Raw genomic sequence first — 13,328 nt, forward strand, 5'->3', positions numbered from 1 at the left:
ATGGACAAGCAACCCCCCTCGGAGTCACGCCCGGGACGCAAGCGCAGCGAGGAGAGCCGGATGGCGATCCTGGTCGCGGCATTCGAACTGGTCGGCGAGGTCGGCTACGCGGGCCTGACGATCGAAGGAATCGCCAACCGAGCCGGATGCGGCAAACAGACGATCTACCGCTGGTGGCCCTCCAAGGCCCACGTCCTCCTCGAAGCACTCGCAGTGAAAGCCGATCTGTACGTCACGAATGCCGACCACGGCTCCTACACCGACGACGTACGGGCCTTCCTGATGGACACGTTCCGGCTCAGCCGCCAGCAGCGTGTCGTCGACATTCTGCGCGTCCTGATGGCGGAGGCCCAGATCAACGAGGAGTTCGGCGAACTCTTCCGCAGTGCCTTTCTGCAACGTCGGCGCGACGCGCTCCAGGTGGTCCTCGATCGGGCCCGGACACGGGGCGACCTGCCGCCCCGTCCTGCTGCGTCCACCGTCCTGGACATCGTGTTCGGCACCTTGTGGTACCGCCTCCTGGCCACGCGCCAGCCCATGGGCGACGACCTCGTCGAGGACCTCGCGGCCACCCTCACGCAGGCTGCGCAACCCCCGACCAGCACAGCGATCGACCTGGGAGACCAGCAATGACCCTTCCCCGCACCATCCTCATCACCGGTGCCACCGACGGCCTCGGCCTGGCCCTGGCCGAACGCCTGGCAGCCGACGGCACCGACCTGATCCTGCACGGCCGCAACCCGGCCAAACTCAACCGCCTCGCAGAGCAGTTCGCGGCCCGCGGCTCATCCAGACCCCGGACCATGACCGCGGACCTCGCCGACCTCGACCAGGTCCGCCGCATGGCCGCTGAGATTCGCGCATCGGTGGACCGACTCGACGTCCTGGTGAACAACGCCGGCATCGGCGGCGGGCAACCGGACGGCCGCACCCGCCGCACCAGCGCCGACGGCCACGAGCTGCGATTCGCCGTCAACTACCTCGCCGGCTTCCTGCTCACCCTCGAACTTCTGCCGCTGCTGCGCGCGTCAGCGCCGACCCGCATCGTCAACGTCGCCTCCATCGGCCAGCACCCGCTCGACTTCGAGAATCTGATGCTGGAGCACGACTACGACGGCATCCGAGCCTACGGCCAGAGCAAACTCGCCCAGATCATGTCCGGTTTCGAGCTCGCCGCACGCCTGCCCGCCGACGAGGTCACGGTCAACAGCCTGCACCCCGCCACCTATATGCCGACCAAGATCGTCCTCGCCGAGATCGGACACAGCATCGACACGCTGGAAGAAGGAGTGACCGCCACCCGCCAGCTCGTCACCGATCCGGCGCTCGCCGGTATCACCGGACGCTTCTTCGACCGCACCCGCGACGCACGCGCTCATTCCCAGGCATACGACAGCGCAGCCCGACTGCGCCTGTGGCAGGCGAGTCTGCAACTCACCGAAGCCGAGAGTCCTCTGTCATGAGTGCCGCTGGCGCGGAGGCCGTGGGCAGGGCCGTCATCCCGCCCGAGCCTCGCAGGGCCAAGGGCCGCAGGCTACGGCCCCCCGTGATCCACTTCTCGTGATCGGCCTGTCCGTATGCCCGTTGCCGCTGCCCGTCCAATCGTCCTGACCGCCTCAGAGCGGCACCGACTCAAGACGGCGGCTACGGTCACAAGACCGAGTACCAGGCCCGGCAACGTGCCACCGTCGTGCTGCATGCGGCCCGCGGGCGGTCCAACGCGCGCATCGCCCGCGAGACCGGGCTGCACACGTGAACGCGCCGAAGTAGGCGTCGAGGCGGCCTTCGCCGCACGCGGACACCAGGGCGCCGGCGGCCTTCAAGACGCCGCCGGTCATCGGTCGTACTCCTTCTGGCAGGGGTGCGGGGCGGTTCAGCCGATGCGGGCGACGGCGCGTACGGGTGCGCCGTCGGCGGCGGGCAGTTTCAGCGGCAGCAGCGAGACCTCGATGGGCTCGCCCGCCGTCTGTGCGTCGAGCAGCGGGCCGAGTCGGGTCAGGTTCTCGGCGATCACGGCGTGGGCCCCGCACAGGATCCGGTGGGCGGGGAACTCGTCGGCGGGGGTGGGATCCACACTCAAGGCGTCGATGCCGACCGTACGCACTCCCGCGGCGACCAGGAGTTCGGCCGCCTCCCGGGTCAGGTACGGGTGGGTGAGGTAGTCGTCGGTGCCCCAGTGCGCCGACCAGCCCGTTGCCACCAGGACGATCGCCCCGGCCCGGATCCGGCCCTCGAAGAGGTCCGGCCCGAGCGGCGAACGCGGCTGCGCATCGCGGGCGTCGACGACGACGGCCTCTCCCACGAAGCGGTCCAGTGGGAGCTGGTCGAGGGTGGGCAGCGAGTCGTCGATGTGGAACGGCGCGTCGACATGCGTACCGGACTGGGACCCCATGTCCAGGTGCAGGACGTTCACGCCGTCCGCCGCGACGCTCAGGGCCGGGGTGAGCGTGACGCGCGGGTCGCCGGGGTAGACCGGCATGCCGGTCGCGAGCTCGACGGACAGGTCTACGAGGCGCATGGCCGTCACGCCCCTTCCGCGGCGGCAGCCACGGGCGCGGGAACATCGTCGGTGATCGGCCGGACGGGCGTGTCCGAGGCGCGGACCAGGCGCGGCCCCTGGGGCCCGTAGACCTCGCGCGGCTCGGGGAAGAGCCACAGCAGGGCCAGGTAGAGGAGGGCGGCGAGGCCCAGGCCCACCAGGAGCGAGAGGTCCACTCCGCCGGCCAGGTCACCGAGGGGGCCGACGAACTGGCCGGGCAGGTTCACGAACATCAGGGCGAGGATCGCGGAGGTCAGCCACGCGCCCATGCCGCGCCAGTTCCAGCCGTGGGTGAACCAGTAACGGCCGCCCTTTTGGCGCCGGTTGAAGACCTGGAGCGAGTCGGGGTCGTACCAGCCGCGGCGGGTCAGCCAGCCGAGCATCATGATCACCATCCAGGGGGCGGTGCAGGTGATGATCAGCGTCGCGAACGTCGAGATGGACTGCGCCAGGTTGGCCGCGAAGCGTCCGACGAAGATGAACCCGATCGACAGCACTCCGACGAACAGCGTCGCCTGCACGCGGCTGAACCGGGTGAACACGCTGGAGAAGTCGAGCCCGGTGCCGTAGAGCGAGGTGGTGCCGGTGGACATGCCGCCGATCAGCGCGAGCAGACACACGGGCAGGAAGTACCAGCCGGGGGCGATCGCGAGGAGCCCTCCGACGTAGTTCGACGCGCTCGGGTCCATGTACGTGGCCGCCTTCTCCGCGATGATCGAAGCGGTGGCGAGTCCGAAGAAGAAGGGCAGGATCGTGGCGATCTGCGAGGCGAACGCGGCCGTGACGACCCGGCGGTTCGAGGCCTGCGCCGGGATGTAGCGGGCCCAGTCGCCGAGGAAGGCGCCGAAGGACACCGGGTTGGACAGCACGATCAGGGCGGAGCCGATGAAGGCGGGCCAGAACCCGGCGGACGAGGCGGACGAGAACGACCCCTGGTAGCCCGGGTCGAAGTCCCCGGCGAAGGCGAAGAAGCCGAGGACGAACAGCGTGGACGCCGCCACCACCGCGATCTTGTTCACGAACAGCATGAACCGGAAGCCGTACACGCACACCGTCAGCACGAGCAGAGCGAACACCCCGTACGCCAGCGCGAACACGCCGTCGTTCTGCGGCACGCCCATCAGCCGGTGCGCGCCGCCGACCAGGGCGTCGCCGGAGGACCACACGGAGATCGAGAAGAACGCGACGGCGGTGAGCAGCGAGAGGAACGAGCCGACGATCCGGCCGTGCACACCCAGGTGGGCCGAGGACGATACGGCGTTGTTGGTGCCGTTGCGCGGGCCGAACACCGCGAGCGGCGCCAGGATCAGCGCACCGGCCACGAGGCCGAGCACGGTCGCCGCGAGACCCTGCCAGAACGAGAGGCCGAACAGGATGGGGAAGGCGCCCAGCACGCAGGTGGCGAAGGTGTTGGCGCCACCGAACGCGACCCGGAACAGGTCCAGGGGCTTGGCGGAGCGGTCCGCGTCAGGGATGCGTTCGACGCCGTACTGCTCCACCTCCGTCAGAGCCGGGGAATCACTCATTCGTCCTCCTTGGGAGCGAGCGGGTTGATCAGGCCGTCCGCGGACGCGGCGGGCAGTTTCCTGCACGGCAGCGAGACATGTGCAGGTGGTCGGGTGAGTGTGCACGGCAAGGGATTGCCACGGCAATCGGTGCGGGCACGAAGAGACAGCCTCACTCTGTGGCTGAGCACAAAGAACGCCGCACCGACGGGGTGGCCCGCCAGCGGGGTGACCGTCGCGGATCTGTTGTCCTACCCCGCATTGCAGTTGCGCCCGGTCGCGGGCACGGCGGGCCTGAACCGCTCGGTGTCGTGGGCGTATGTCAGCGAACTGGACGACCCCACGCCCTGGCTCCTGGGCGCCGAAATGATCACGACGACGGGTCTCGCGATGCCGCCCTCGGCCGCCGGGCAGCGGGCCTACCTGGAACGGCTCGACGACGCCGGGGGCCCTGGCCGTCTCCGCCCAGCTGCCCATGCCTGCGCTGCGCCAGGCGTTCCACGCCGCGGCCGAGGAACGCGGGATGCCGGTTCTGGACTGACGGTCCCGGCCTGGTGCGCACGACCGTGCGGCCCGGCTCCGGCCGGCGGATCCGCGCACAGGGCAGCCCCGCACCGCACCGAGGTCCCTGCCGTCGAAGGGCTGACCTTCCCGCACCCGCTGGTTATGCTGCCGCCGAAGCGTTCACGGAAGCGCTCAAACGAACAGCGGGTGTCGAGGGGGCCATCAGCATGCGTGAACCGGTCGATCTCAGGCGGCAGCGGATTCTCGCCGTGGTGCAGTCGCGCGGGGCGACACGGGTGAGCGATCTCGCCGCGGAGCTCGCCGTGTCGGTGGTGACGCTGCGCCGCGATGTCGAGGAACTCGCCAGGGAGGGCAAGCTGCGCCGTGGTCACGGCGTCGCCCGCCCGGTGCTGCCCGAGACGGAACGCGCCGCTGCCCCCGTCGAACCGATGGCCGACGGCGGTCCGGTCGCGGTCGTCGTTCCCGAACGCCACTCGTATCTCTACGAGGCGCTGCACGGCGCCCGGACCGCGTTCGAAGAGGCGGGGATACGGATCGCGCTGCACATCGCGCCGGCTGTCGCGGGAGCCGAACAGCCCATCGTGGAACAGGCGTTGGCGGCCGGCGCGCGTGGCCTGCTCATCGCCCCGCGCTGGCGCAGCAGGGCCACGGAGGAGGCCGACTACACGTGGCTCGCCTCCCTGCCGGTGCCCGCGGTCGTGATGGAGCGCAGGCCCCGGCGCGGCAGCGCGCTGCATGCCGTGGACACGGTCTGTACCGATCACTGGTACGGCATCCATCTCGCCGTCGAACACCTCACCGGCCTCGGCCACCGGCGTATCGTGCTCGCCGCGAGGGACGACAGCCCCACCGCCCGCGCCCTGCGCGCGGCGTTCGTCGAGATCGCCGCGGACCATCCCGACGTCGACAAGTGGGCAGTGGCGCTCAGCTCGCCCGGGGCGGCTCCCGACCCCGCGGCGGAGGCGGCGGAGAAGCCCATTGAACTCCCCCGACTGCTGGCCGAGTTGGGTGCGACGGCAGCCGTGCTGCACGGTGATGTGGACGCGCTCATGCTGGTGCAGTCGCTGCGCGACGGCGGGGTGCGGGTCCCGGAGGACTGTTCCGTGATCGCGTACGACGACGTGGTCGCGGGTCTCGGCAGCACGCCGCTCTCGGCCGTCTCGCCGCCGAAGGCCGAGGTGGGCCGGGCGGCGGCGGAGTTGCTGCTGCGCCGGCTCGGCGGGCAGACGTCGGCCTCGGGGGCGGGACCGGCGCGACGCCTGGAGCTGCTCCCCACTCTGCAGGTGCGCGGTTCGACTCAGGCCCCGCACACCGCGGAATCGCACGCGTCCGAAGCCACAGGAACCCGCGGCACAACTGCCGCCCCATAATGAGCGTTTGACCGTTTCATTTTCTTCTGATCGCTCTATTGACCAAATCCGGTCAGCCGATCAGGATTCCCGTGACTCGAACACGCAGGAGCCGCGGGAGGCGCCCATGCCTGGTCGACAGAGCCGTCGATCGGTGCTCGCCGCGATCACCGCGCTGCCCCTGACGGGCGCCCTGAGCGCCTGCAGCGGGAACGACAGCGCGTCATCCGGGAGCAGCAGCAAGTCCGGTACCAAAGGCACGACCACCATCACGTTCTGGTCCGCGCTCCGCGGCAGCCAGGAAGTGGTGGATGCGTTCAACAAGACTCACGACACCATCCAGGTCGCTTTCGAGCAGATACCGTCCGGCACCTCCGGCGGGTATCTCAAGCTCAGCAACGCGGCTCGCGCGGGCAACGCGCCCGACGTCGCCACCATCGAGTACCCGCAGGTCCCGGGCTACGCGATCGACGGTGTGGCCCGGGACATCACGGACGCGATCAGCGACAAGCTCAAAGCCAAACTGCTGCCGCAGGCGCTCGGACTGACGACGTTCCAGGGGCGTACGTACAGCGTGCCCCTGGACGTCGAGCCGATGGTGCTGCACTACCGCAAGGACCTTTTCGACAAGTACGGCTTCGACGTCCCCACCACCTGGGACGAGTACACCGATCTGGCCCGCGCCGTGCGCCGTACCGGCGGCAAGCGCAAGGTGACCTTCTTCTCCACGGACATGGGCCAGTTCTCGGGCTGGTGCTGGGGGGCCGGTGCGCACTGGTTCGACACCTCGAAAGGCGCCTGGAACGTGTCGCTCGCCGACGCGCCCACACGCCGCGTGTCCCACTACTGGCAGCGGCTCATCGACGAGGACCTCGTCTATGTCAATCCCCCCAACAGCCGCGAGGCCGACGCCCAGGTCGGCAACAGCCTCGTCCTGACCCGGCACAGCGGCGCCTGGGAGGCGGGTGCGCAGATGAACGCGCGCCCCCAGCAGAAGGGACTGTGGCGGATCGCCCCGCAGCCCCAGTGGGACCCGGCGAAGCCGGCGCTCGGTACCAACGGCGGCTCGACCTTCGCCATCACGAAGGACAGCAAGCACCCGGAAGCCGCCATGGAGTTCATCGAGTGGCAGGTCTCGCACCCCGACGCCCTCAAGGCCCGGCTCTCCAGCGGCGCGAGCAGCCAGTACCCGGCCGCGACCGAACTGATCAAGGTGGGACGCGCCGCCTTCGACCGCTCGTACTACGGCGGGCAGGACATCTACACGCTGTTCGAGAACGAGGCCCGGAAGATCAGCGACGGCTGGGTCTGGGGGCCCCGGATGACCGCGACCGGGCAGGTCATGTCGGACGCCTTCGCCCGGGCGGCGGCAGGCTCCGGCACGATCGAGTCCTCCATGCGCGCCGCGCAGGACGGAACGATGCCCGATCTCAAGGCGCTCGGCCTCAAGACCACCCAGCACTCCACGTGAGCCCCCGCATCCCGAAAGGCAGGTGAGTCCCATGACCGCGACAACCCATGTCCCCGCTACGGCGGCGGCTCCCCCGCGGGAGGCGGACGGCGCCCGGCGCAAGGCGCAGCGTGCGGCGGGGCGCCGCCGGGGCGGCGCCGCGGGCGTCCTGATGGCCCCGTTCTTCATCCTCCTCACGCTCGTCTTCCTGATCCCGGTCGCGACGGCGGTGTGGCTGAGCTTCTTCAGCGACGACCAGCCGGGCCTCGGCTTCGGCCCGGAGCGCACGGTCTTCGTCGGCCTGCGCTCGTACGCCGCCGTGCTCACGGACCCGTCGTTCCTGTCCGGCCTCGGCACGGTCGCGCTGTACTGCGTGATCTACATCCCGGTGATGACGATCGGCTCCCTGGCGCTGGCGCTGCTGCTCGACTCGGGTCTCGTACGGCTGCGTTCCTGGGCCCAGCTGGGCCTGTTCCTGCCGCACGCGGTGCCCGGCATCATCGCCGCGCTCATCTGGCTGTACCTCTACACACCCGGTATCAGCCCGATCATCCAGGTGCTCGGCAAGGCCGACATCACCGTCGACTTCCTGGGCCTGCACACCGCGATTCCGTCGATCGTGAACATCGCGGTGTGGAGCAACCTCGGTTACAACATGGTCGTCTTCTACGCGGCCCTGCAAGCGGTCCCCCGGGAGGTCCTGGAGGCGTCCGTGGTCGACGGGGCGGGTCCGGTGCGCACCGCGCTCCAGGTGAAGGCACCGCTGGTGCGCTCGTCGATCGTCATGGTCGCGATGTTCACACTGATCTGGGCGCTGCAGCTGTTCACGGAACCGATGCTGCTGCGCGCGGGCTCGCAGGTCGTCGATGCCCGGTTCTCCCCGAGCATGTACATCTACGACGCGGCGTTCAGCCGTAACAACTACTCGCTCGCGGCCGCCGCGTCGGTGATCCTCCTCGTCATCACGATCGCCGTCTCCTACGGCGTCACCCGCTGGACCAACCGCGTCAACTCGGCCGAGGAGAACGCCCGATGACCACTGCCGAGCTGAGCAGGTCCACCCTGCTGCGCCCCCGTCTGCTGGGCCGTACGACCGTCAACGTCGTCGTCGCGATCTCCGTCCTCTACACGATGCTGCCGGCGCTGTGGCTGGTGCTCGCCGCCGGCAAGTCCGGCGACGCGCTGTTCAGCAGCAACATCCTCTCCTTCAAGGACTTCTCGTTCGTCCAGAACGTCAAGGACCTGTTCGCGATGGACGGCGGCCTCTACAGCCGCTGGTACGGCAACAGCCTGCTGTACGCGGTGCTCGGCGCCACGCTGGGCGCGATGATCAGCGTCGCCTGTGGCTACGCCTTCGACAAGTACCACTTCCGGCACAAGGAGAAGCTGTTCGGCCTGGTGCTCGCGGCGGTCATGGTGCCGCAGACGGTGCTCGCGCTGCCGCTGTACCTGCTGGCGTCCGCGACCGGCGTGGTGAACACCTTCTGGTCGGTCTTCGTCCCGGTCCTGTTCAACCCCTTCGGTGTGTACCTGGGCCGCATCTTCGCCCAGGGCTACGTGCCGAACGAAGTCCTGGAGGCGGCCCGTGTCGACGGCGCCGGTGAGCTGACGACGTACGTCCGTGTCTCCCTGCGGATGCTCGGTCCCGGCCTGATCACGGTCTTCCTCTTCCAGCTCACCGCGATCTGGAACAACTTCTTCCTGCCGATGGTGATGCTGTCCAACCAGAAGCTCTATCCCGTCAGCCTGGGCCTGTTCCAGTGGAACAGCCAGGCGACCGTCTCTCCCGAGTACTACCCGGTGGTGATCATGGGTTCGCTCCTCGCGGTCCTTCCTCTCGTCCTCGCGTTCATCTTCCTCCAGCGGTTCTGGCGGTCCGGCCTGACGGCGGGGGCCGTCAAGTGAGCAAGCCCCGCGTGGCGCTGGCCATGTCCCCCCAGGCCGCGGCGGCCGTCTTCACGCCGCGGTCCGTGGCCGCGCTCGCGGAGGTGTGCGACCTGGCGCCGCTGCCCGTACTGGACGACCTGACGACCGTACGGGCCAAGGAGGTCCTCGCCGATGTCGAGGTGCTGGTCACCGGCTGGGGCTGCATGCCGCTCGACGCGGACGTACTGGCATCGGCGCCGCGCCTCAAGGCCGTGGTCCACGCGGCCGGTTCGGTGCGCGGGCATGTCACCGACGCCTGCTGGGAACAGGGCGTCGAGGTGTCCTCGGCCGCCGCGGCCAACGCGCTGCCGGTCGCGGAATACACCCTCGCGATGATCCTTCTGCACGGCAAGAACGTCCTCGAACGGGCCCGCGACTTCCGGCGTGCCCGTGCGCGCGACAACTGGCTGCTGACCACGCAAGAGGTGGGCAACTACCGCCGGACGGTGGGTCTGCTGTCCGCGTCCCTGATCGGCCGCCGGGTGATCGAGCTGCTGCGGCCCTTCGACTTCGATGTGCTGCTGCACGACCCGTACGTCACCGGGGCGGAGGCCGCCGAACTGGGCGTGGAGTGGGTGGAACTGTCTGAACTCTTTGCGCGCAGCGACCTGTTGAGCGTCCATACGCCGCTGCTGCCGGCCACGCGCGGCCTCGTCAGCCGGGAGCTGCTCGGCTCCATGCGGGCGGGGGCCACCCTCATCAACACCTCGCGCGGCGCCGTCGTCGACCAGGACGCACTCACCGATGCCGTGAGCACGGGCCGCATCCGGGCGGTGCTCGACGTGACGGACCCCGAAGTCCTGCCCGCCGCTCACCCCCTGTGGTCCTGTCCGAACGCACTGATCACGCCCCACCTCGCAGGTTCCCAGGGCAACGAGTGGGAACGCCTCGCCGACACGGCCGTCGGCGAGGTGGCCCGGTGGGCCGCGGGCGACGGCTTCGCCCATCCCGTACGACGCGAAAGGCTGGCGTTCCTCGCATGACCATTCCGTTCGAACTGCCTGAAGACGACCGCGAGTTGAGCCCCTGCACGGGCTACACGCGTGCCCACTGGGAGGCCGTCGCCGACGGGCTGCTCGGCGCCGCGTGGCGCTGGGCCACACCCGAGGGCGCCCTGCTCGACCTTCCGGGACGCCCCTCCGCGTCCGGGGTCCGCTCGGACGGCCTCGAAGGCTTCGCCCGTACGTTCCTGGCGGCCGGTTTCCGGGTCGCGGGCGCCGGCGGAAAGGACCCGCACGGCTGGCTGGAGCGGTACGCGCAGGGCCTCACGGCGGGCACCCGGACGCCCGGCCGGGACGACACCGAGTCATGGCCGCTGATCCTCGAACACCATGTGCAGGGCCAGCCGATGGTCGAGTCGGCGTCCGTGGCGCTCGGCCTGTCCCTGACCCGGCCGTGGCTGTGGGACCGGCTCGACGTCGATGTGCAGGACCGGGTGGAGACCTGGCTGCGCGGCGCGATCGATCACACGCCCGCACCCAACAACTGGTATCTGTTCCCGTTCACGGTGGCGTCGTTCCTGGAGTCGGTCGGCCGCGGCGACGAGGCCACAACGCGCGCCATGGAGCGGGCACTTGGGCTGATGGAGACGTGGTACCGGGGCGACGGCTGGTACGCGGACGGCGACGGGCAGGCCTTCGACCACTACAACGGGTGGGCGCTACACCTGTACCCGATGCTGCACGCGCACCTGTCCGGCGACACCGCGCTGGCGGCCCGGTTCGGGCCCCGTCTGCGTGAGCACCTCGAAGGGTTCTCGCTGCTCTTCGGCGCCGACGGGGCGCCGATCCACTTCGGGCGTTCGCTGACCTACCGGTTCGCGGCCTCGGCGGCCGTCGGCATCGGCGCCGTCACCGGCCACACTCCGCTGACACCGGGGACGTCGCGCCGCCTCGTCAGCGGGAGCCTGCGCTACTTCCTCGACCGGGGCGGGGTGACGGACGACGGGCTGCTGAGCCTGGGCTGGCACGGCCCGCATGACGCGACGCTGCAGACGTACTCGGGGCCGGCATCACCGTACTGGGCGTCGAAGGGGTTCGTGGCGCTGCTCGCGCCGGAGGACGATCCGCTGTGGACGGCGACCGAGGAGCCCGCGCCGAGCGAGGGCCCGGACCGGGTGCTCGCACTGCCCGCGCCGGGACTGCTCGTCCAGTCGACGCGAGCCGACGGGATCGTACGGCTCCACAACCACGGCAGCGACCACGTCCGCCCGCACGAGTCGGAGTCGGCCGCCCAGGACGACCCGCTGTACGGCCGTCACGCGTACTCGACGCACACGGGCCCGACGTCCCGGACGAATGTCGCCGACAACCATCTGTCGGTCGTGGTCGGCGGCGCGGCCAGCAGTCGGCGCCGGATCCGTCCGCTGGGCGCGGGCCAGGGTGACGGGTGGGGCTGGGCCGCGTCCTCGCACCTGCCGGTGTTCGCTTCGGGCCCGCCGATGGTGCCGGGGCTGCGCGTGGAGAGCGTGACCGTGGCCCGGGGCCGGTACGAGCTGCGGGTGCACCGGGTCGTGGGGGCGCCGCACGGGGCGGGGGTCACGCTCACGGGGTGGGCCTCGGACGCCTTGGGTTCGCAGCTGCACGGCCTGTACGGGTGGGGCGAACGGGACGACGTGCGGGCGCCGCAGGGGACGGCGTACGAGCGGTGGGTGCGGGTGCCGCGACTGGCCGGCGAGGCCGAGGGAACGGCGGTTTTCGTGGCGCTGGCGTCGTTGAGCGCCGACGAGCCCAGCGCTCCGCTCACCGACGTGGTGTCCGAAGTGCGGTTCAGCGAGGGAGAGTTGCACGTGCTGTGGGCCGACGGTCCGCAGACCGCCGTGTCCTTCGAGCCGGTGCGCGTCACCCATGGGTGAGGCCCGCTCCTGAACCGCCGGTCCGCGTCCTTGATGCCTGCGGCACGCATGTGCGGGCCGCAGGCCGGGCGCCGGTCCGTCAGGCGGCGGGCAGCGGCTGCCGCTCACCGCTCGTGGATTCCCGCACCTCCAGCCAGTAGGGGGCCACGTGCACCTCGAACGGCGGGGCGTCGTCCGCGCGAATGCGGGTCGCCAGGCACTTCACGGCCAGGGAGGCGATCGCGGCCTTGTCAGGAACCACCGAGGTGAGAGAGGGCGTGCTGTACAGCGCCTCCGCGGAGCCGTCGATACTCGCCAAGGCGATGTCCCGGGGGATGCGCAAGCCCGCTTCGAACGCGGCCCGCTGGGCTCCTACGGCCAGCAGGTCGCTGAAGCAGAACACCGCGTCGGGCCGCACATCCGCCGGCAGCGCCATCAGGGTGCGCATCGCCAGGAGCCCGTCACGGCGGCCGAACTCCTTCACCGGCGGCGCAAGCCTGGGGTCGTAGGTCAACCGCGCTTCGTGCAGCGCCAGTTGGAAGCCTTCCAGGCGCTGGCGGCTGGTCGCGGACTCCGGTCGGTCGACACCGATGGCGGCGATCCGGGTACGGCCGAGTCCGGCCAGGTGCGCGGTGGCCTCGCGCGCCGCGGCGACGTTGTCGATCAGGACGTGGTCTGCGACGACGCGACCGCGTTCGTAGCTGCGCTCGCCGAGCAGCACCAGGGGGAACTCGTCTGCCACGGAGGCGAGTTCGGCGGGTGAGACGTGCAGCGGCGAAAGGATCACGCCGTCCAGCAATGACGCGCCGACACCGGTGGCCAGACGCAGCTCCTCGCCGGCGTCCCCCAGGGTCTCCTCGATCAGGACGGTGAAGCCCAGCGCCGCCGCCTCCGTCCTCACGTGGTGTGCGAGCTCCGCGAAGTAGGGCGTCGCGAGATCCGGGACCGCCAGCGCGATCAGGCCGCTGCGCCCGGTCCTGAGTCTTCGGGCCGACGGATTGGGCCGGTAGCCGAGCTCCGTCACTGCGCGCATCACCCGTGTCCGCGTCGCCTCGGACACCTTCGGGGCATCACGTACAACGTTAGACACGGTCTTGATCGACACCCCCGCGCGCTCCGCCACGTCTTTGAGTGTCACTGCTGCCATTCGATCGCCCCCGCCCTCGAAGTTCCCCCAGATTATGCACCCATGAGCACGACT

Annotated in this window: 12 protein-coding genes; 9 read left to right on the top strand and 3 right to left on the bottom strand. The window is 70.2% G+C overall.

Annotated elements, in window-relative coordinates; translation table 11 throughout:
- Complete coding sequence (locus ACWIGU_RS05155) at positions 1-633, top strand: TetR/AcrR family transcriptional regulator (protein WP_454397587.1); 633 nt, start codon at positions 1-3, stop codon at positions 631-633.
- Positions 630-1,463: an SDR family NAD(P)-dependent oxidoreductase gene (locus tag ACWIGU_RS05160; protein ID WP_454397589.1), complete on the top strand. Its 834-nt coding sequence runs from the start codon at positions 630-632 to the stop codon at positions 1,461-1,463. The genes ACWIGU_RS05155 and ACWIGU_RS05160 overlap by 4 nt, the downstream gene beginning before the upstream one ends.
- Positions 1,464-1,873: 410 nt before the next feature.
- On the opposite strand, the gene ACWIGU_RS05165 is transcribed toward ACWIGU_RS05160, so the two are convergent.
- Together ACWIGU_RS05165 and ACWIGU_RS05170 are read right to left on the bottom strand one after the other, a co-directional pair.
- Positions 1,874-2,518 carry a cyclase family protein gene (locus ACWIGU_RS05165; RefSeq protein WP_454397591.1) on the bottom strand — a complete coding sequence of 215 codons (645 nt, stop codon included), beginning with the start codon at positions 2,516-2,518 and terminating at the stop codon, positions 1,874-1,876.
- A gap of 5 nt (positions 2,519-2,523) precedes the next feature.
- Positions 2,524-4,065 carry a purine-cytosine permease family protein gene (locus tag ACWIGU_RS05170; protein ID WP_454397593.1) on the bottom strand — a complete coding sequence of 514 codons (1,542 nt, stop codon included), beginning with the start codon at positions 4,063-4,065 and terminating at the stop codon, positions 2,524-2,526.
- 207 nt (positions 4,066-4,272) lie between these two features.
- Between ACWIGU_RS05170 and ACWIGU_RS05175 the strand changes: the two genes are divergently transcribed.
- The 7 genes from ACWIGU_RS05175 (at position 4,273) to ACWIGU_RS05205 (ending at position 12,148) form a co-directional block, all read left to right on the top strand.
- Positions 4,273-4,848 (top strand): PucR family transcriptional regulator ligand-binding domain-containing protein, encoded by a 576-nt coding sequence (locus ACWIGU_RS05175; protein WP_454397595.1) that lies wholly within the window; start codon positions 4,273-4,275, stop codon positions 4,846-4,848.
- Positions 4,776-5,939: a substrate-binding domain-containing protein gene (locus ACWIGU_RS05180; protein WP_454397597.1), complete on the top strand. Its 1,164-nt coding sequence runs from the start codon at positions 4,776-4,778 to the stop codon at positions 5,937-5,939. The genes ACWIGU_RS05175 and ACWIGU_RS05180 overlap by 73 nt, the downstream gene beginning before the upstream one ends.
- A gap of 106 nt (positions 5,940-6,045) precedes the next feature.
- A complete protein-coding gene (locus tag ACWIGU_RS05185; protein ID WP_454397599.1) occupies positions 6,046-7,389 on the top strand; it encodes an ABC transporter substrate-binding protein in 1,344 nt (447 codons plus the stop codon).
- A gap of 31 nt (positions 7,390-7,420) precedes the next feature.
- Entirely contained in the window at positions 7,421-8,404 is a 984-nt protein-coding gene (locus ACWIGU_RS05190; RefSeq protein WP_454397601.1) for a carbohydrate ABC transporter permease, read from the top strand.
- Positions 8,401-9,273: a carbohydrate ABC transporter permease gene (locus tag ACWIGU_RS05195; RefSeq protein WP_454397603.1), complete on the top strand. Its 873-nt coding sequence runs from the start codon at positions 8,401-8,403 to the stop codon at positions 9,271-9,273. Before ACWIGU_RS05190 ends, ACWIGU_RS05195 begins: the two co-directional genes overlap by 4 nt.
- A 23-nt stretch (positions 9,274-9,296) precedes the next feature.
- Entirely contained in the window at positions 9,297-10,277 is a 981-nt protein-coding gene (locus ACWIGU_RS05200; RefSeq protein WP_454398583.1) for a hydroxyacid dehydrogenase, read from the top strand.
- Positions 10,274-12,148, top strand: coding sequence for a DUF2264 domain-containing protein (locus ACWIGU_RS05205; protein WP_454397605.1), 1,875 nt, complete (start codon positions 10,274-10,276; stop codon positions 12,146-12,148). Before ACWIGU_RS05200 ends, ACWIGU_RS05205 begins: the two co-directional genes overlap by 4 nt.
- Positions 12,149-12,227: 79 nt before the next feature.
- Here the strand turns inward: ACWIGU_RS05205 and ACWIGU_RS05210 are convergent, their stop codons facing one another.
- Positions 12,228-13,274, bottom strand: a complete 1,047-nt coding sequence (locus tag ACWIGU_RS05210; RefSeq protein WP_454397607.1) for a LacI family DNA-binding transcriptional regulator — start codon at positions 13,272-13,274, stop codon at positions 12,228-12,230.
- Positions 13,275-13,328: the final 54 nt, after the last annotated feature.

The sequence above is a fragment of the Streptomyces sp. NPDC055400 genome (assembly GCF_053644375.1).